The organism is Nocardioides sp. BGA-UO-ETr-FS32, from assembly GCF_059567905.1.
This window is the reverse complement of sequence record NZ_JCAQOX010000013.1, coordinates 556981-576072: the sequence shown is the minus strand read 5'-3', so window position 1 is coordinate 576072 and position 19092 is coordinate 556981. Positions and strand designations below refer to the sequence as shown.

The window sequence follows — 19092 nt, the reverse complement described above, 5'->3', positions numbered from 1 at the left end:
CATGGGAGCGACGATCATGCTGGCGGGTGCGGCCCTGCTGTGTGCCGGGCTCACTCTTGCCCTGTCCATCATCGGAGTGGCCACCTCCGAGCGACGAGGCGTGGCACGCTCGGTGGCCGCCATCCAGGCGATCGACAGTGCTCCCGCCGAGCTGAAGGGCGAGATCGAGCGGCCCTTCGTCGAACGCGTCATCGGGCCGTTGGGCGATCGACTGGTGGTCACGGGTCGCCGAATCGTTCGCGCCGACACTGCGAGGAAGATCCAGTACCGGCTCAACGTCGCCGGCAACCCGCCGGCGTGGGACGTCAACCGCATCATCGGGCTCAAAGTCCTCGGGCTGGGCGTCTTCGGCGTGCTGGGATTCCTCTACCTGTTGGGGCTGAACTGGCCCTTCTACCGCGTGCTGCTCGTGACAGGGATCGCGGCCGCCTTCGGCTACGTCCTGCCTAACATCCTGCTCTACAACGCCGGCACCAAGCGCGCGACCCAGATGCGCAACGGCCTCCCGGACGCGATGGACCTGCTCACGATCTCGGTCGAGGCCGGACTCGGTTTCGACGCAGCGGTGAGCCGGGTCGCCAAGAACAGCGACGGCCCGTTGGCGAGCGAGTTCGCCCGCCTGCTGCAGGAGATGCAGATCGGCAGGGGCCGGGCAGAGGCCATGCGTGCCATGGCCGAGCGAACCTCCCTGCCCGACCTCAAGTCCTTCTGCCTGGCGATGGTCCAGGCCGACAGCCTCGGCATACCGATCGCCCGGGTCCTGCGCATCCAGAGCCAGGAGATGCGGACCAAGCGCCGGCAGCGGGCAGAGGAGAAGGCCCAGCAGGTCCCCGTGCGGATGATGATCCCGCTGGTGATGTTCATCCTGCCGTGCCTGTTCCTCGTCATCCTCGGCCCCGCTGGAATCTCCATCGCCGAGAACTTCAGCTCGAACTGATGACGGCGTCGCGCGTCCGCGCACCGGGTGACACGGCGCCGACACGATCCGCCGTCAACGCGTGGCGGACGACGACCGCGGTGCGGGTCTTCGCGGTCGCCCTGGCCACGGGCGCCACCATCAGCGACGGCGTACTGGTCGAGTCGGCTCCCGTCCTGGTGGTCGTCCTGCTCGTCGCGATGGTGATGTCCCTGCTCGAGTGGAAGTCGCGCGAGCTGCCCACCCACTGGTACGCCGTGGCCGAGGCCATCGTGGTGCCCACGGTCATCGTCGCCACGGACTCCACCGTCGGCCTCGGGGCCTGCCTAGCCTTCCCCGCAGTCGTGGCCGGCGTCCGGCACGGCCTGGTGACCACGCTCAATGTGACATTGATCGCTGGTCTGGCCACGGCGGCGACCCTGGCAGCCAATCCGTCCGGGGACGCTGTCGAGCGAGCCGCCGGCGTGCTGCCGTGGCTCGCCATCGGGCTCGGGGTCGGACTGCTCGCGAGCTGGCAGTCGCGAGGCAACCGCGACCTCGCTGCCCGCGAGGCCCCGTACGCCGCTGCGCACCACCTGATGGCGCGGATCCACCAGCTCGCCGCGTCCGGGACGGTAGGTCTCGACAGCGCCTCGCTGGCCACCGAGCTCGAGGCGGCCATGCTGCGGGCCACGGCCGGCGCGCGCTGCACCGTCTTCGTCGTCGACCACGACCACTCGCTCCGGGCCATCAACCCGGGCGGCGACGTGGACCGTCTGGAGCAGGAGATCCTCGTCCCGGAGGCCGACCGCACGCCCGGCGCCGCCGTCGTTCCCCTGCGAGGCGCCCAGCAGGTGCTCGGCTACTGCGTCGTCGTGGGGGTCCCCCGCTGGACCGACGAGCTCGACGAGCGTGCTCGCGAGGTGGCTGACGACTTCGCCCTCAGGCTGGACACGGCTGTCCTCTTCGAGGACGTACGGTCCCTCGCCACGTCCGAGGAGCGCAACCGGATCGCCCGCGACATGCACGACGGGGTCGCCCAGGAGATCGTCGGGCTCGGCTACATCGTCGACGAGATCGAGTCGATCAGCGACCAGGAGCAGACGCGCGAGCTCGCGTCGACGTTGCGGGCGGAGATCACCAGGTTGGTCTCCGAGATCCGGTTCTCCATCTTCGACCTGCGCCACCAGGTCACCGACGGCCGGGTGTCCAGCTCGCTGGCCGACTACGCGCGGGAGGTGTCCCACGCCTCTGGCCTGCAGGTGCACCTCTCACTGGCGGAGTCCGGGCCCCCGCTCCCCGCGAGAACGGCGACGGAGGTGCTCCGCGTCGCCCAGGAGGCCATCGGCAACGTCAGGAAGCACGCCCGAGCCGAGAACCTGTGGGTCACCTTCGACTCCGACGGCACCACCCTGCGACTGGAGGTGGCGGACGACGGAGTCGGCAACGCCACGCCGCGCGAGCAGCACTGGGGCCTGCAGACCATGCGCGAGAGGGCCGAAGGAGTCGGCGCCCGCCTGGACGTGTCCCCCCGAAGCGACGGCGGCACCGTCGTGAGCCTGCGGTCACCCTCGACCGTCACCCCAGAAGGAGAGACCCCCCATGGGCACCACCGTGCTACTGGTTGACGACCACGAGCTGATCCGCCAAGGACTTGCGCGTGCCTTCGAACGGGACGCCGACATGACCGTCGTCGGCCAGGCAGGCACGGTCGCGGACGGTGTGTCCGCCTGGCGGGACCTGCAGCCCGACGTCGTCGTGACGGACCTCCAGCTTCCGGACGGCCACGGCCTCGACGTGGTGCGTGCGATCCGCGACACCTCCGACAGCACGGGAGTCGTGGTCCTGACCATGCACGCCGGCGACGACCACATCTTCGCCGCGATGGAGGCGGGCGCCTCTGCGTTCGTCGGCAAGGACACCCGGGCGACCGAGGTGGTGAGCGCCGCGAAGCACGCTGCCGTGGCACCGCGAACCTTCCTGTGCGCCGGTCTCAGCCAGGCAGTGATGCGTCGCGCCACCTCCCCTGCGCCGCCCCGGCTGTCCGGGCGCGAGGCCGAAGTGCTCGCCCTCCTCGCCGACGGTCTCGGCACCGGCGAGATCGCCTCGTCGCTCTACATGAGCGAGTCGACGGCCAAGACGCACATCACGCACATCTACCAGAAGCTCGGGGCTGCCAACCGCGCACAGGCCCTGGTGACGGCCATGCGACTCGGCCTGCTCGACCACGCCTCCCCTCAGCGCTTCTGACCTAGTCGCTCTGGTGACACGCAGGGCCGCGCGGGTGGCACGGAGATAGTCACAAGGGACTACCCAGCCGGAGCCGATCACCCGATTCGGCATCCTCGCGATCTTGGCAGAGTTCTCTTCGACGGGTCCTCGCGGGCTCGGAAGCCGAGACTCATCACACAGACACAAGGGGAAAACCATGCTGCAGAACTTCTTCGCCATCATGCTCGCCGGCCGCAAGGACGACGAGAAGGGCGCCACCGCCGTCGAGTACGGCCTGATGGTCGCGCTGATCGCCGCCGCCATCATCATCACCGTCGGCCTCCTCGGCGACGAGCTCGTCGCCCTCTTCAACGAGGTCACCGCGGGCATGCAGGGTCGCTGATCCTCTGGAGGCCGGCACCCGCGAATCGTCGCGGGTGCCGGCCTTCGCCCATTCACGCAGGAAGGAGCAGGATGATGGTTGGCAGCGACGAACAGCGCGACGAGGGCGGTGCGACGGCCGTGGAGTACGGCCTGATGCTCGCGCTCATCTGCGGTGCGATCATCCTCGCCGTCGGCGTCTTCGGACAAGAAGTGGTCAGCCTGTTCCAGGAGATCCCTCCGCGCCTCGGCCGGAACTAGTCGGAGGCACCAGCGACACAGCCGGACGACCTGAGGTCTGGCGGAGACGTCGCACCTGCACCTCGAAGGCGATCGCATCTGCGGTCGCCTTCAGTGCTTCTCGGTCAACCCCGGCCGAACCAGGCTGCGCAGCTCATCACGCCACGCGTCGGTCAGGGTGTCGACCGGAAGACCGGCTCGCCCGAGCTGCTGGGCCAGGGACGCGCCACTCGAGGCCCCTTCGTAGACCTCCACCAGCCCCCGCTCCCCCAGCGTCTCAGCGATGACCCGGCAGGCCAGCCATGCCTCCTCGTACCGCGCCTGCAGGTCTCGCTCGCGGGTGTCGAAGTCAGCGGCCGTCGGCAGCGCCTCGGGGACCCCGTCGCGCTGCGCCGCCGCGATGGCCCGGCCGAGGGTGACGCGGTCGGGCAGCCTGGTGCCACGCAGCGCGACGTAGTCGGCGAAGCCCTCGAGCAGCCACGGCTCGACCGGCCTGCGCACCGCGTCCGTGGCGACGTGGACCAGCTCGTGGCTCATCACGACCTGGGCGCCCGCACGGCGCAGGCCGTCGGTGATCTCGGGGTTCACGAACACGTGGACCGGTGCGTCCGGACCAGTGTCCGTGCCTGCTCCCGCAGTGACCGCTGCGATCCCGGCGTACGTCCCGGGTGCGACGCCCAGGGTCTCGTCGAGGTCGGAAGCACTGGCTGGCACCTCCACGACGACGGGCGAGCTCCACTCGGGCAGGACCTTCGTGACGACCGGGATCCCGCGGGCCACCCGCTCGGCGACGTCGTTCGCCTCGCGCTGCTCCCCGTCGACCATGACGAGGTGGCCCTCCGAGCGAGCGACTGCCAGCTCTCCCCGCAGCCAGAGCGGCACCCGGCCCTCCGAACCGCCCGACGCACCGAAGCCGGCGATGGCCAGATCGTCGCCGGCAGGCGTGAAGCGGACCACCACGTCCGCGCGCGCCGGCGCCCTGTCGAAGACCCGGAACCTCCACGTCATCTCGACGACCCCCGACCAAGAGCCGTCTGCACTCACGGTGCCGACCTGGTCGACGTACCGCGCGGTGACGTCCCGGAGGTCGAGCGACGCCGCGTTGGTGGCGATGCCCGACAGCTGTTCCTGCACCTCGGGTGAGTCCTCGGGGGCGAGTCCGGTGAGGGTGTCGATGTCACGCTCCTGCACGCCGGCGACGAACGAGGCCAGGGCAGCCGACGCCTCCGCAGGACTGGCCCGCTGCACCTCGACGGGGCGCGGCTCGACCGCGTCCCGGCCGTCGCGTGTCAGGACCACGAGGAGCGCGACGACCACGCACAGCGAAAGGCCGGCCGCCCACAGGAGTGGACGACCGGCCTTCGAGGTCTGCTGCTCAGCCAGGGCGGACCGCGCCGACGTAGGGCATCGAGTAGAGGCCTGCGACGGCGACCCCGGTGCCCGGGTTGGCCGCGTGGACGATCATGCCGTTACCGATGTAGATGCCGACGTGGCTGATCGGGCTGTAGTAGAAGACCAGGTCACCCGGCTGGAGGTCGCTCGCGGCGATGCGCGGACCCGAGCTGAACTGGGCGCTGGAGGAGTGCGGGAGGGACACGCCGGACTGGGCCCATGCGCGCATCGTGAGACCGCTGCAGTCGAAGGCGTTCTCGCCCATCGCGCCGTAGACGTAGGCGTCACCGACCTGGGCCATGGCGTACTGCACGGCGGCGGCGGCCCGTCCGGACGCGGGCACCGAGGTGGGCACCCGGGTCGTGCTGCCGCGCGAGGCGAGCACGCGCTCGCGCTCCTCGACCTCGAGGTCGGAGAGCAGGTCCTTGGCCTCGGCGAGCTTGTCGTCGACGGTGTCCTTCTCGGCGCTCAGCTGCTCGGTGAGCTGGGCGATCTCCTTGGTGCGGGCGTCGGTGGCCTCGCGCCGGATCTCGAGCGCCTCGAGCTCGGTGTCGTAGTCGGACAGCAGCGAGGCCTGCAGGTCGTTGAAGGACGACATCGTCGACAGGGAGTCCAGGAAGGCGCCCGGGTCCTCGGACACGACGATCTGGCCGACGGTCGAGATGCTCTCGCCCTCGAGCTGGCGGACCACGGCGTCGGAGACCTGCTCGCGGACGGCGTCGAGTCGCTCGTCCTGACGCGCCTGGTCGGCCTTCAGTCCGTTGAGGTCGCGACGGAGGTCGGCGAGGTCGAGCTTGGCGTCGTGCAGGCGCTCCTGCGCGGCTTCGGCCTCGTGGTAGAGCCGGTCGACACGGGCCTTGACGTCCTTGATGTCGGGCTCGGCCTGCGCGGGGGTCGCGGGCACGAAGGCAATGGCAGCGATCGCGGTGAGACCAAGAACGGTCGCGCCGACTCGCTTGCGGGTGTGAGCCACGAGCGGGGGAACTCCTCGGGGTGTCGTACGCCTACCAGGTGAGCTGACGGGTTCGGCACGACTGGCCTACTCCTGCTCCACGCACCGCTCGCGCGGTGCGCCTCACAGGGGATTCACCCCAGGGGGAATTGTGGTTCCCCGGCTCGCGGACCACGGGTGGTGCGGGGGACGTGGTCCACGACTCGGCGCGACGTCCGCGCGGGCCGGGTGACCCACTGCCACGGACGTCAGCCCACACCCTAAACCGCCCACCGACCCCTCGCCAATCTTCGGGTCATCTGGTGGGAATACGTGTCGTCGCACGCTCACGCCGACTCGATCACGGGTCCCGCCACGGGCTCCACCAGCCTCAGCGGCGGCACCAGGCCCCCCGAGGCGAGCGCGTCCAGCGCGGCCAGCTCGTCGTCGTCGATGGTCAGCTCGGGCGGAGGGCCGAGGAGCACCGTCACCACGCAGTCGTGGCAGTGCAGCCCGCGGACCACGCAGGTGTCGCAATCGATCCGTGTCGTCATGTCCCGAACGGTGACAGGGCCCACCGACAACGGCCCCTCGGCGTGTCGGGCCGGCCTGTCGGGCCGCGTGTCGACCTATCCGCCGATGACGCCGAGGAGCGCGGACGCGGGCACCGACCGCGCGCCGCTGCGCACCACGTCACGCGCCACTGCCTGGTCGTCGCTGACCACCACGACCACCCTCCCCCGCGGCTCGGCCGCGACGAGCTGGCGGATCACGTCGTCCGCGATCACGCCCTCCGGGCTGAACACCACGCGCACGCCGCGCGGCGCCGGCATCGCCGTACGCACCGTGGACTCGGCCGCGTCGAAGACGACGGTCGTCTCCGCACCGGACCGCGCCACCAGCGGTCCGAGCGCCGCGACGAGCCGGCTGCGCTGCGCCTCGAGGCTCGCGGTCGGCCACGCCTGCTTGGTGACGTTGTATCCGTCGACGATGAGGCGCGAGCGCGGCATGGCGAGCGTCTGCTCGAGGAGGGCGGGGGTGGCGGGGGCCCTGGACGCAGGTGCCGCCTCGATGCCGGCCAGCTCTGCCTCGACGGCATCGCCCGGCGCACCGCTGACCGGTGGGAGCGCCAGCTCGCGGCGCAGCCCGGTCGCCGCGTCGACGACCGCGTCGAGCAGCAGCCGCGCGCGGATGGTCGCAGAGTCACGCTCGGAGCGGGCGTCGCGGCGATTCGCCGCCAGCCCGGACTCCGCCTCCTCGAGCTGCGCCCGGAGTCGGCGTACGTCGGCCTCCGCAGCCCGCGTCGCCCGCTCGGCCGCGGCCACGGCCTCGTCACGTGCGGCGTACGCCGCGTCCCGCTCCTCCTCCGCGGCGCGCAGGACCCCGCGGGCCTCGCCCAGTCGCTGGCGCAGCACCTTGTGGTCGGCCTTCGCGCTGTCGAGCTCCTCCCGGTGCAGCGCGCGCGCGGCCACGAGCTCGGCCTGGAGAGCGGCCACCTGCGCGGTGAGCCTGGCGTGCTCAGCGGCGACCTGGTCGTCGCGCCGCTCCTCGACGCCCAGGGAATCCACGACGTCCGCGACGACCGCTTCCCAGCCCTCCTCGCGGGCCAGCCACGCACGAGCCGCCGTCTCGACAGGGTCGTCCGCGGCGCCGGGCACCGCGGCGACCTGTACGGCGGCGTGCTCCCGGAAGGCGTCCTCGGCGAGCGCGGCCCAGATCGCTGCGCCGCCGAGGCGCGCCCGGCGCGCGGGCGCGAAGCCGGCGACCTTCCGCAGCGACGGCGGCACGGGCGTGACCGACGGCAGCACCGCAGAGACCAGGGCGATGACCCGCATGCGGAGCCGCTCCGGCACGGGCGCCTGCTCGGTCACGGGCGTCCTGTCACCCGGCGGCCGGGTCGGCGGCGGTGTCGGCCGAGGCGCGGTCCACGATCTCGATCGCGTCGGCGCGACCGCACCAGCGGCAGGACACCGACTCCACGTCCTCCGATCGCACGGTCTCCTCCTCGACCTGGTGGTCGCCGGCGAGGTCGAAGTGCCAGTACTCGGTCGTACGCCGCGTACGCGTCACGTCGAACCGGGTGAGGTTCCCGCAGCCGGCGCAGCGCCACCGCTCGCCTTCGGCCGGAACGCGGAGGGCGGCGGTCTGGTTAGGCACGGGTGCTCCTCGGGGGTGCGATCTGGTCGGGCGCGGTCAGCGTAGTCCGCGTGCCGTGCCCGCCGATGTCGGATCCCACGTCTAGCGTCGTCGGACATGAGCACCATCGCCCTCCGACCCGCTCGCGGGACCTCCCGCTGGGAGGCGCAGCGCAGCTTCGACGAGCTGGGGAGGTCGCTGCGGGACCTCACCTTCTGCGTGGTGGACCTCGAGACCACCGGCGGCTCGGCGGAGGGCGGGTCGATGATCACCGAGATCGGCGCGGTCAAGGTGCGCGGCGGCGAGGTGCTCGGCGAGTTCCAGACCCTAGTCAACCCCCACACGGAGATCCCGGCCTTCATCGCGGTGCTCACCGGCATCAGCAACTCGATGGTCCACGACGCGCCGTCGATCGAGACCGCACTGCCGACGTTCCTGGACTTCGCGGCCGGGTGCGTGCTGGTCGCCCACAACGCTCCCTTCGACGTCGGCTTCCTCCAGCACTTCGCCCGGCAGCAGGGACGTCCCTGGCCCAGGTTCGACGTGCTCGACACCGCCAAGCTGGCCCGTCGGGTCATCACCCGCGACGAGGCGCCCAACTGCAAGCTGTCCTCTCTGGCCAAGGTGTTCAACGCCTCGACCACGCCCAACCACCGCGCCCTGTCCGACGCCCGCGCGACGGTGGACGTCCTGCACGGCCTGATGGAACGGCTCGGCGGTCTGGGCGTGCACACGCTGGAGGAGCTCCAGACGTTCTCCTCCCGGGTGAGCACCGCCCAGCGCCGCAAGCGCCACCTGGCCGAGGGCCTGCCGCACGCGCCCGGGGTCTACCTGTTCCGCGACGAGCGGTCCCGCGTCCTCTACATCGGCACCTCCCGCGACCTCCGCACCCGCGTCCGCACCTACTTCACCTCGTCGGAGACGCGCACGCGCATGGGCGAGATGGTCGGCCTCGCGGCGTCCGTGACCGGCATCGAGTGCGCAACGCCGCTCGAGGCCGAGGTGCGTGAGCTGCGGCTGATCGCCGAGCACAAGCCGAAGTACAACCGGCGCTCGCGGTTCCCCGAGAAGGTCCACTTCCTCAAGCTCACGCGCGAGGCCTGGCCGCGGCTGTCCCTGGTGCGCAAGGTGCTCGACGACGACGCCGACTACCTCGGCCCCTTCTCGTCGAAGAAGACGGCGGAGAAGTGCCTCGCCGCCCTGCACGAGACCTTCCCGGTGCGCCAGTGCAGCGGCCGCCTCCCCGTGGCGCCATCACGCTCGGCCTGCGTGCTGGCCGAGATGGGGCGGTGCCTGTCACCCTGCGACGGGTCGACCGACGCATCGACCTACGCCGCCGTGGTCCGCCAGTTGCGTGACACCCTGCTCCGCAGCCCGCACGAGGTGGTCGAGGCGATCAACCAGCGCATGACTGCGCTCGCCGACCGCGAGCGCTTCGAGGAGGCGGGGGTCCACCGCGACCGGCTCGCGACGTTCGTGCGCGCCGCGGCCCGCACCCAGCGTCTCTCGGCCCTCACCCGCTGTCCGGAGATCGTGGCCGCACGACGGGAGGACAGCGGCCGCTGGTCCGTGCACGTCGTCCGCCACGGCCGCCTCGCCGCGGCCGGGGTCATCCCGCCCGGAGCCGATGCGCATCAATACGTCCGCGAGCTGACCGCCAGCGCCGAGACCGTCAGCGACGCCCCCGGACCGGTCCCGGCCGCAACCGCCGAGGAGTCGGAGAAGATCCTGCGCTGGCTGGAGTCACCCGGCGTACGCCTCGTCGACGTCGACGGCGAGTGGGTGTGTCCGCTCGGTGGCGCCGCGCGACACCTCGCGATCTACGACGCGGCGAACCAGTCGCGGCTCTCGCTCGTGCCGTTCGACGAGCACCGGCTGCCGGCTTCGGTGCGCCGCCCGGTGCGGTGAGCCCTCAGTCCAGTCCGATGCTGAACGCCGACTCCAGGTCGTGCTTCGAGTACGTGCGGAACGCGATGTGGGTCTCGGTCTCGGTGACGCCCTCGACCTTGTTGAGCCGGTCGGCGACGACGGCCGCGACGTCCTCGTGCTCGCGCACCCGTACGAGCGCGATGAGGTCGATCTGGCCGGTCACCGAGTAGACCTCGCTGACACCGTCGAGGGAGGCGATCGCCTCGGCGACCTCGGGGATGCGCGCGACGTCGGCCTTCACGAACACGATGGCGGTGATCATGGCTTCACCGTAGCGCTCCCGACGACAGCGGCACCTGCGGCGACCGATCGGTCGGACCCACTAGTCCTTTGTGACTAGGGCGGGTCATTTCTCCACCACGCGCCCCACCCGCGGCCTAGCGTGAAGCGGTCTGAGTCACACCACGAGGGGACCTTCCGGGATGCCACGCACCACGCGCCGCGCCACCGTCCGTCTGCGGATCGCCACCGCGCTCACCCTGGGGCTCGTCGCTGCGACGTTCGGGCAGCTGTCCCCTGCGTCCGCTGTGCCTCCGGACATGCCGACCGGCCTGTCGGTGAACCAGCCGGACAGCACCACCACGATCCTGTCGTGGGAGCACGTGCCCAACGCGACGCGGTACGTCGTCACGGTCAACGGCACCACGACCAACACGGTCAACAACTCCTTCGTGCCCACCCAGGCACTGCCCGAGGGCAACCTCGACTGGTCGGTCACGGCGTTCACCGGGGCGGAGGCCGGCGCTCCGGCCTTCGGCACCTTCTCGAGCACCCGGCTCGCGGCCCCCGTCCTGACCTCCCCCACGTCGAACGCGATCCTGGCCCAGCCGACCAACCCGCCGCTCCTGACCTGGGCCCCCTCGGCCGGTGCCACCTCCTACAAGGTGGAGGTCGACGGCGACGCGGACTTCGTCGGTGCCTCCTCCTGGTCGACGACGAACACCTCCCTGGTCGTCCCGCTGAACCTCGGTGACGGCGACTGGTTCTGGCGCGTGACCGCCAGCAAGGGCGGCAGCCTCAACTCGCCGGTCAGCGAGGAGCGCCGCTTCGTGGTCTCCCCGCTCGCCGCCCCTTCGATCACCTCACCGCCGGACGACTCCACCCAGACGCTCCAGGACGTCGTGCTGGACTGGACCCCGGTGCCCGGTGCGGCGTCGTACGACATCCAGGTCTCGACCGAGGCCGACTTCAGCCAGGGCGGCGCCCTGATCGACGAGCAGACCGGGATCCTCGGGACGAGGTACTCCCCGGCCGTGTCCTACGACAACGCCAGCTACTTCTGGCGGGTCCGGGCCATCGACATGTCCGGCCAGGCGACGCCGTGGACCGCCGCTCGCTTCAGCTTCACCCGCAACTGGCCGCACCGCCCCACTGCGGTCTACCCCGCAGCCGAGGGCGCTGAGGACGTGCCGGCCCCGCTCTACTTCCAGTGGTCGCCGGTGCCGCACGCGTCGGAGTACGAGATCCAGGTCGGCACCCAGGCCAACTTCACCGTCGGCACGTTCGCGAGCTGCCGGGTCGCCGGCACGACGTACACGCCGGGGATGTTCGCCGTGAACACGACCGGCGTCCTGGCTCCGCCGCGGGTCAACGAGGACTGCATCCCCAAGGCAGGCGAGATCAACTACTGGCGCGTGCGCGGCCTGGACCGCCCCTTCACCAAGGGCGGAGACATCCCTGGCGTGCAAGGACTCTTCTCCGAGGCACAGGCCTTCCGCTACATGCCCCTGAGCGTCACGAACATGTCGCCCCGGCTCGGTGCGACGGTCGACGTCCCCACCCTTCGGTGGGACACCGCGATCGGGGCCGAGACCTACCAGGTCTCCATCCACAAGGCCAACGGCAACCTGGTCATCAGCAAGGAGACCTCCGCGACGTCCTACACGCCCAGCGGCGCCCGCCTGAACCCGGCCGACGGTCCGTTCACCTGGCGGATCACCGCGTTGGGTGCTGACAGGAGCCCGTCGATCACCTACGTCAACGAGTTCAACCTGTCCGGCAACGAACCCACCAGCGCGGAGCCGCCGCTCACGCCCCTGACGCCGACCTCGACCACGACCGGCATCATGACCGCTCCGTTGCTGACGTGGTCGCCCATGCCCGGCGCGCACCACTACTCCGTCAACGTGGGCAACGCGACCGACGGGGACCAGGTGTGGTTCGGCCACACCTCCGACGACCTCTTCGGCCAGCCCATGCCCTACCCCGCCATGACCGACACGTCGACGCGGCTGCTGCTGCCCGGGGACTACGACTGGGAGGTCACGGCCTACGACGCCGACAACGAACCGATGGGCACGGGTCCCGAGGGAACGTTCACCGTCGAGGAGATCCGTTCGACCACGGGGCACGCCCTCGCGCAGGGCGGGCAGCAGCTCGACGCGAACTACACCGGGGCGAAGAACCCCTGCACGCCCACGACCGGAAACTGCACCGTGCCCAGCACGCCGGTCCTCAGCTGGACGCCTGACCCGCGGGCGTCCTACTACATGGTCTACGTCGCCAGCGACCCGAGCTTCACCAACCTGCTCGAGCCCAGCAACGCGGTGCCCGCGACCCGCAACACCATGTACGCACCCGCGCTGGACAACCGGGAGCACACCTACCCGGACAGCCAGGCCGGCCAGTCCTACTACTGGCACATCCGACCCTGCCGCACGAAGCTGAACTGCGGCCCCGACCCCGTCTCCCAGACCGACGTGGCGCAGGGCACCTTCAAGAAGCGGTCCCCCGAGGTCCAGGGCCTCACGAGCACCAGCCCGGCCGGCACCGAGATCACCTTCAGCTGGACCGACTACTGGGCCACCAACCAGGAGCAGCCCTGGGCGCAGACCGGCGAGATCCCCAACCAGTCCGCCAAGCAGTACCGCATCGAGGTCGACGACGACGCCTCGTTCGCCGGGACGCTGATCGACACCGCACTCGTCGACCAGGCGACCTTCACCTCGCCGAAGGACCTCTACCCCGAGGGCACGCTCTACTGGCGGGTCCAGGCCGTGGACAGCGATGACAACGGCCTCGCCTGGTCGAACACCGGGTCGGTAGGGAACTACCACTCCTTCACCAAGCAGAGCCCACAGGTGAGCCTGACGGCACCGATCAGCAACGCCAGCGTCGCGGGCACGGTCCCGTTCCGCTGGGCGCCCCAGGCCTTCGCCAAGTCCTACGACATCGAGGTCTACGCCAACGACGACACCACCTTCTCGACCGCCAACAAGGTTGCGTACGCATCCGCCACCAACGTGCGGAACTCCGCGTTCGTCCCGACGCAGACGCTGCCGGCATCTGACGCGTACTACCTCTGGCGCGTGCGACGCACGGATGCGGACGGCAACAAGGGACCCTGGTCGGTCGCCGGCCGTTTCCGGGTCACGGCTGGCGCCGTCGAGCTCCTCGCGCCGGCGCTGGGCGGGTCGACACCGCCCAACGGTGCTGTCCTCCAGTGGGGCCAGGTCACGGGAGCAGCCACCTACGCCGTGACGTTGTCGCCCCCGACGGGCGTCCCGCAGACCTTCATCACCGCAGCGACCGCGTACGCGCCCCTGACCAACCTGGTCAGCGGCACGTACCAGTGGACCGTCACCGCCAGGGACGCGAGCGGCAACGCGATCGGCTCCGCGTCCTCGTCGTTCAGCGTGAACAACCAGCTCCAGGCCTCCCTGAAGCCGGTCATCGAGACCCCGGAGGGCACCGGGCTGGGCAAGACCCTCGGGCTCTCCGCCCCCAGCTGGTCCCCCAGCGGTGTCAATGTCACCACGACCTACCAGTGGCAGCGCGACGGCGTGGGCATCACCGGGGCCACCGGCACGACGTACACGCTCGTCAACGCCGACTTCGGCAAGTCGATCACGGTCAAGGCGACCGGCAAGGCGCCCGGATACCTCGACGGCGTCAGTACCAGCCTGCCGATCTCGCCGACGTCCGGTGACGCGATCGCCAACGTGACACCGCCCACGATCACCGGGTCCCCGGTGGCCGTCGGCAGCCGCCTCACCGGCAACAAGGGCACGTGGCCGACCACGTACGGGTCGCTGACCTACACCTACGCGTGGCTCCGCGACGGCGCACCGATCCCCGGTCAGACGACACTGAGCTACATGCCTGTGGCGGCAGACGTCGGCACCGACATCATCTTCCGCGTCACTGCCTCGGCCACCGGTTACACCGACGGCGTCGCCCAGTCCAACCCTGTCCGGGTCGAGACGCTTGCGCCCATCTCAGGTCCGCAGCTGGCGGCCCCCTCGGGGACGGGGGTGGGTGCCGGACTCGTGGGACAGGCCCCGGTGTGGAACCAGCCGGACGTGACCACGACCTACCAGTGGCTGCGCAACGGCTCGGCCATCCTCGGTGCCACCACGCTGAGCTACACGCTCACCGTCACCGACCTGGGCAAGGAGATCAGTCTTCGCGCCACCGGCAAGAAGTCAGGTTTCCAGGACAGCGTCGCGATCAGCAACGTGGTGGTGGGCACCGCGGGCGGCGCACTCCAGGCCACGGTGCAACCGGTCATCACCGGGACAGCGGCCCCCGGCAGCATCGTGAAGGTCGAGCCCGGCACGTGGTCCCAGCCCGCGCCGACCTTCAGCTACCAGTGGCTGCGCAACGGCGTACCGATCCCCGGCGCGACCAGTGCGACCTATCGGTTGACCGCCGACGACGCCGGCACGAACGTCGCCGTCACCGTGCTGGCACGGAAGACCGGTTTTGCAGACGGGTCGGCCAACACCGCGGCCGTGGCCGTCGCTCGGCTGAAGTCGACCGTCGCAGGCGCGCTCAAGGCGTCGCGCATCAAGGTCGGCAAGCGGGCCAAGCTGAGCATCACGGTCACCGTCGCCGGACTCAGCACCCCGACCGGGGTGGTCCAGGTCCTCGACAAGGGCAAGAAGATCAAGCAGTTCACCTTGGCGCCGGTCCACAAGGGCAAGAAGACCTTCAAGCTGCGCAAGCTCCCCAAGGGCAAGCACAAGCTCAAGGTGATCTACCTCGGCAACGGGCAGACCTTCGGGTCCAAGTCCAAGAGGATCATCCTCTACGTCGTGAAGTAGGGGCACGGTTCACGGCGGGAGATAGCATCCCGCCGTGAACTGGCTCGCTGACCACTGGCTCGACATCCTGGGATGGGGCGGAAGCGCCCTGCTCGTCTACTCCCTGCTGCAGGCCAGCGTGCTGCGGCTGCGGGTGCTCAACGCCGTCGCCTGCGTGATCCTGATCGTCTTCAACGCGGTCCTCGAGGTCTGGCCGATGGTCGGGATGAACACGGTCCTCGTGGCGATCAACCTCTGGTTCATCGCCCAACTCCTGCGCGACCGGCACGACGAGACGGCGTTCGACGTGCTCGAGGTCGGACCGGCCGACGAGTACCTGCGCCACACCCTGCGGGTGCACGGCGGCGACATCCTGAAGTTCAACCCCGACTTCGTCCACGACCCGTCGGCGGACCAGGAGTCCTTCCTGGTCCAGAAGGGCGACGAGACCGTCGGCGTCGTGCTCCTCCGCAAGGAGGGCGACTCGGCCAACGTGCTGCTCGACTACGTCACCCCGCGCTACCGCGACTTCTCCCCCGGCGAGTTCGTCTGGCGCCGCAGCGGCCTGCTCACCGACCGCGGCATCCGCCGGGTGGTGACGCCGCCCGGCATGGTCGGCGCCTACTACGACCGCCTCGGCTTCCGCCGCGAGGGCGAGTCGTACGTGCTCGAGCTCTGACTCGTCAGCCCTGGGCCGAGCTCGCCGCCACCCACCGGTCGAGCGCAGCCTGGGCCGCCCCGGAGTCAATCGCCTCGGCGGCCTTGCCCACGCCCGCGGCGAGCGCGGTGTCGACGTCGTCGTCCGGGGTGTCGTAGACAGCCAGCGCGGCGCCCGCGTTGAGCACGACCGCGTCGCGGACCGGACCGGCCTCGCCCGCCAGCACCCGGCGTACGACCTCGGCGTTGTGCGCGGCGTCGCCGCCGCGCAGGTCCTCCGTCGTCGCGCGTGCGATGCCGAGCGAGGCCGGATCGACGGTGTGCTCGGTGACCTTGCCGCCGCGGACGCGCCACACCGTCGAGGTGGTGGTCGTCGTCAGCTCGTCGAGGCCGTCGTCGCCGCGGAAGACCCAGGCGTCCACGCCGCGCTCGGCCAGCACGCCCGCCATCACTGGAGCCATCCGGGCGTCGGCACAGCCGATGGCCTGCGCCTGCGGGCGGGCCGGGTTGGTCAGCGGGCCGAGGATGTTGAAGGTGGTGGCGATGCCGAGCTCGCGCCGCGGCACCGCCGCGTGCCGCATCGCGGGGTGGAAGGCGGCGGAGAAGCAGAACGTGATGCCGGCCTCCTCGGCGACCTCCGCGACGCGTGCCGGAGCCAGGTCGAGGCGGATGCCCAGGGCCTCGAGGACGTCGGCGGAGCCGGACTTCGACGACGCCGAGCGGTTGCCGTGCTTGACCACGCGCGCACCGGCGCCGGCCGCGACGATCGCGGCCATCGTGGAGATGTTCACCGACATCGACCGGTCCCCGCCGGTGCCGACGATGTCGAGCAGCCGTCCCGGCACCGAGATCGGGTTGGCTGCGGCGAGCATCGCCGCCGCGATCCCGGAAACCTCCTCGACCGTCTCGCCCTTGGCGCGCAGCGCCACGACGAGCCCGGCGAGCTGGACGGGCGTCGCCGCTCCGGCGAACACCTCGTCCATGGCCCATCGCGCCTGCTCGGTCGTCAGGTCGCTCCCGGCGACCAGCGTGGAGAGGACGTCGGGCCAGGTGTGGGACATGGGGTTCAGGCTAGTGGCGACCGCGAGCTCGGCCGGCGGGCGTGTCAGGACGTGGCCGGCACCGACGGGCGCAGCAGGCCGATGACGGCCTCGGCGAGCTGGATCGGGTCGATCGGGTGCGGGACCGCGGCCTCGGCGCGCGACCACGTCGCGAGCCACGCGTCCTGGGGTCGGCCGGTGAGCACCAGGACCGGCGGGCACTCGTAGATCTCGTCCTTGAGCTGCTTGGCGATGCCCATGCCGCCGGCGGGGACGGCCTCGCCGTCGAGGATGGCGAGCGCGATGCCGCCGCGGTCCATGTTCTGCAGGACGACGGGCTCGGTGGCGACCTCGACGTACTCGAGCTCCGGCAGGTCGGGGTGCGGGCGGCGGCCCAGCGCGAGGATGACCTGCTGGCGGGTGTTCACGTCGTCGCTGTAGACGAGGACCTTGAGGGAGCGCGGTGCGGCATCAGTCACGGGGGCATCGTAACCGGGCTCTCGGCTGCGTGGTTTCGAGGCTCGCTTCGCTCGCACCTCAGCCACCGAAGAGCCGGCGTGAGCAGGTCTCGATACGCCCGCTCGTCCCTCGCGGGCTACTCGACCACCGAAGAGCCAGAGCGCCGCTCCGCGAGGTCGAGCCGCCGGTCCTCGCGCGCCGCCTCCTTCATCGACGACCGCACCCACTGGATGAACAGCACCGCGAAGAACAGCACGCCGATCAGGTCGCCGCTGGCCCAGAGGATCCCGCCGGCGAGGTGCTGGTCGTCGATCGCGGGGGGCAGCCACGCGCCCATCGGGCCCTCCCGCAGCTCGAGGTAGTGCGACCCGCCGATCAGCGTGGTCTGGCCCATGATCGTGACGCCGAGGAAGGCGTGGAAGGGCAGCGTCATCAGCGTGAGGAGCACCCGGAACGGGTGGCTGACGCGCCCCGGCACCGGGTCGACCCCCATCAGCGGCCAGAAGAACAGGGTCCCGACCAGCACGAGGTGGATGTGCATCATCTGGTGGACGTACGCCGAGCTGAGGCTGGCGTCATACCAGGGGCTGAAGTAGAGCGCCCACGGCGAGGCGACGTACAGCACGAACGCGAGCGGCGGGAATGCGAGGACCTTCGCGACCCTCGAGTGGAGCACGGCCAGCAGCCAGCGGCGCGGCCGCGGCGGGAGCGTACGGAGCGCGAGCGTCACCGGCGCGCCGAGGGCGAGGGCGAGCGGGACCACCATCGACAAGAGCATGTGCTGGACCATGTGCACGCTCAGCAGGGTGGTGTCGTAGCGGCCGAGGCCCGACATCGTCGCGCATACGAACGACCCCATCCCCAGGCCCACGAACGCCAGCGTCCGACCGACGGGCCAGCGGTCCCCGCGGCGCCGCAGCACGAGCACGCCCCAGGCGTACAGCCCGACCGCCCAGACCGTCACCACGAACGGGATCGGGTCGATCCCCCAGTCCGTGACGACCCGACCGAGGGTGAATTCCGGCAGGACTTCGGCGGCGTCCGCGGAGGCGTCGGAGAGGGCGGTCAGCACGCTGTGAACTTTATGACGTGGCTGTACAGGGGGTCGGGGTGCCCCTTGTCGCCCCCAGCGGCCATAATGTCTGCGTGGCGACAGCAACTGCGACGATTCCGGCATCCCGTCTGCACGGGCACCACGACCGACCGAGCATGGTCAGCGTGGGCACGATCATCTGGCTCTCGAGCGAGCTGATGTTCTTCGCGGCGCTGTTCGCCGCCTACTTCACCATCCGCGCGGTGAGCCCCGAGCTGTGGGCGCAGGAGACGGCGGACCTCAACGTCCCGTTCGCGACCGCCAACACCGCGATCCTGGTGGCGTCCTCGTTCGCCTGCCAGTGGGGCGTCTTCGCCGCGGAGCGGGGGCAGGTCGGGCGCACCGGCGGCCTGCTCAACTTCAGCAAGTGGGGTCTGCGTGAGTGGTTCATCCTCACCTACGTGATGGGCGCGATCTTCATCGGCGGCCAGGCCCTGGAGTACGCCGAGCTCGTGCACCACGGCATCACCATGGGCAGCTCGGCCTACGGCTCGATGTTCTACCTGACCACCGGCTTCCACGGCCTCCACGTGACCGGCGGTCTGATCGCCTTCCTGTTCGTCCTGGGTCGCACCTACCTGGCCCGACGCTTCACCCACGAGCAGGCCGTGACCGCGATCGTCGTGTCCTACTACTGGCACTTCGTCGACGTGGTCTGGATCGGCCTGTTCTTCACGATCTACGTCATCAAGTAATCCCCCTCG

The 19092-nt window shown here is 70.6% G+C and carries 18 protein-coding genes and 1 riboswitch; of the genes, 9 read left to right on the top strand and 9 right to left on the bottom strand.

Annotated elements, in window-relative coordinates; translation table 11 throughout:
* The first annotated feature begins 1 nt into the window (after position 1).
* The 5 genes from AC57BS_RS07960 (at position 2) to AC57BS_RS07940 (ending at position 3748) form a co-directional block, all read left to right on the top strand.
* Positions 2–937 carry a type II secretion system F family protein gene (locus tag AC57BS_RS07960; protein ID WP_496410892.1) on the top strand — a complete coding sequence of 312 codons (936 nt, stop codon included), beginning with the start codon at positions 2–4 and terminating at the stop codon, positions 935–937.
* Positions 937–2523, top strand: coding sequence for a sensor histidine kinase (locus tag AC57BS_RS07955; RefSeq protein WP_496410891.1), 1587 nt, complete (start codon positions 937–939; stop codon positions 2521–2523). Before AC57BS_RS07960 ends, AC57BS_RS07955 begins: the two co-directional genes overlap by 1 nt.
* Positions 2498–3145 carry a response regulator transcription factor gene (locus AC57BS_RS07950; protein WP_496410890.1) on the top strand — a complete coding sequence of 216 codons (648 nt, stop codon included), beginning with the start codon at positions 2498–2500 and terminating at the stop codon, positions 3143–3145. The genes AC57BS_RS07955 and AC57BS_RS07950 overlap by 26 nt, the downstream gene beginning before the upstream one ends.
* Positions 3146–3323: 178 nt before the next feature.
* Positions 3324–3509: a Flp family type IVb pilin gene (locus AC57BS_RS07945; protein ID WP_496410889.1), complete on the top strand. Its 186-nt coding sequence runs from the start codon at positions 3324–3326 to the stop codon at positions 3507–3509.
* Positions 3510–3583: 74 nt separating this feature from the next.
* On the top strand, positions 3584–3748 hold the full coding sequence (locus AC57BS_RS07940) for a Flp family type IVb pilin (protein ID WP_496410888.1): 165 nt from the start codon (positions 3584–3586) through the stop codon (positions 3746–3748).
* A gap of 90 nt (positions 3749–3838) precedes the next feature.
* Here the strand turns inward: AC57BS_RS07940 and AC57BS_RS07935 are convergent, their stop codons facing one another.
* From AC57BS_RS07935 to AC57BS_RS07915, 5 genes are all read right to left on the bottom strand, one after another.
* Positions 3839–5044 carry a hypothetical protein gene (locus AC57BS_RS07935; protein ID WP_496410887.1) on the bottom strand — a complete coding sequence of 402 codons (1206 nt, stop codon included), beginning with the start codon at positions 5042–5044 and terminating at the stop codon, positions 3839–3841.
* Positions 5045–5102: 58 nt separating this feature from the next.
* Positions 5103–6092, bottom strand: coding sequence for a C40 family peptidase (locus AC57BS_RS07930; protein ID WP_496410886.1), 990 nt, complete (start codon positions 6090–6092; stop codon positions 5103–5105).
* A 31-nt stretch (positions 6093–6123) separates the two neighbouring features.
* Positions 6124–6252, bottom strand: a riboswitch (cyclic di-AMP (ydaO/yuaA leader).
* A gap of 145 nt (positions 6253–6397) precedes the next feature.
* The gene (locus AC57BS_RS07925; RefSeq protein ID WP_129457126.1) at positions 6398–6604 is read right to left on the bottom strand and encodes a hypothetical protein; all 207 of its coding nucleotides are present in this window, start codon (positions 6602–6604) and stop codon (positions 6398–6400) included.
* Between the two features lie 75 nt (positions 6605–6679).
* Positions 6680–7921, bottom strand: a complete 1242-nt coding sequence (locus tag AC57BS_RS07920; protein WP_496410885.1) for an NYN domain-containing protein — start codon at positions 7919–7921, stop codon at positions 6680–6682.
* 10 nt (positions 7922–7931) lie between these two features.
* Positions 7932–8207 carry a hypothetical protein gene (locus AC57BS_RS07915; RefSeq protein WP_496410884.1) on the bottom strand — a complete coding sequence of 92 codons (276 nt, stop codon included), beginning with the start codon at positions 8205–8207 and terminating at the stop codon, positions 7932–7934.
* Between the two features lie 96 nt (positions 8208–8303).
* Here AC57BS_RS07915 and AC57BS_RS07910 point away from each other — a divergent pair, with 96 nt between their 5' ends.
* A complete protein-coding gene (locus AC57BS_RS07910; RefSeq protein WP_496410883.1) occupies positions 8304–10094 on the top strand; it encodes a DEDD exonuclease domain-containing protein in 1791 nt (596 codons plus the stop codon).
* Positions 10095–10098: 4 nt separating this feature from the next.
* On the opposite strand, the gene AC57BS_RS07905 is transcribed toward AC57BS_RS07910, so the two are convergent.
* On the bottom strand, positions 10099–10377 hold the full coding sequence (locus tag AC57BS_RS07905) for an Lrp/AsnC family transcriptional regulator (protein ID WP_056602367.1): 279 nt from the start codon (positions 10375–10377) through the stop codon (positions 10099–10101).
* Between the two features lie 160 nt (positions 10378–10537).
* Between AC57BS_RS07905 and AC57BS_RS07900 the strand changes: the two genes are divergently transcribed.
* Entirely contained in the window at positions 10538–15160 is a 4623-nt protein-coding gene (locus AC57BS_RS07900) for a hypothetical protein (protein ID WP_496410882.1), read from the top strand.
* Positions 15161–15194: 34 nt separating this feature from the next.
* The gene (locus tag AC57BS_RS07895) at positions 15195–15818 is read left to right on the top strand and encodes a hypothetical protein (RefSeq protein WP_496410881.1); all 624 of its coding nucleotides are present in this window, start codon (positions 15195–15197) and stop codon (positions 15816–15818) included.
* A 4-nt stretch (positions 15819–15822) separates the two neighbouring features.
* On the opposite strand, the gene trpD is transcribed toward AC57BS_RS07895, so the two are convergent.
* From trpD to AC57BS_RS07880, 3 genes are all read right to left on the bottom strand, one after another.
* Positions 15823–16857 carry an anthranilate phosphoribosyltransferase gene (gene trpD, locus AC57BS_RS07890; RefSeq protein ID WP_496410880.1) on the bottom strand — a complete coding sequence of 345 codons (1035 nt, stop codon included), beginning with the start codon at positions 16855–16857 and terminating at the stop codon, positions 15823–15825.
* A gap of 44 nt (positions 16858–16901) precedes the next feature.
* Positions 16902–17315: an Rv3143 family two-component system response regulator gene (locus AC57BS_RS07885; protein ID WP_496410879.1), complete on the bottom strand. Its 414-nt coding sequence runs from the start codon at positions 17313–17315 to the stop codon at positions 16902–16904.
* Between the two features lie 116 nt (positions 17316–17431).
* Complete coding sequence (locus AC57BS_RS07880; protein ID WP_496410878.1) at positions 17432–18367, bottom strand: cytochrome c oxidase assembly protein; 936 nt, start codon at positions 18365–18367, stop codon at positions 17432–17434.
* A gap of 17 nt (positions 18368–18384) precedes the next feature.
* On the opposite strand from AC57BS_RS07880, the gene ctaE reads away from it, so the two are divergent.
* The gene (gene ctaE, locus AC57BS_RS07875; RefSeq protein ID WP_496410877.1) at positions 18385–19083 is read left to right on the top strand and encodes an aa3-type cytochrome oxidase subunit III; all 699 of its coding nucleotides are present in this window, start codon (positions 18385–18387) and stop codon (positions 19081–19083) included.
* Positions 19084–19092 lie beyond the last annotated feature (9 nt).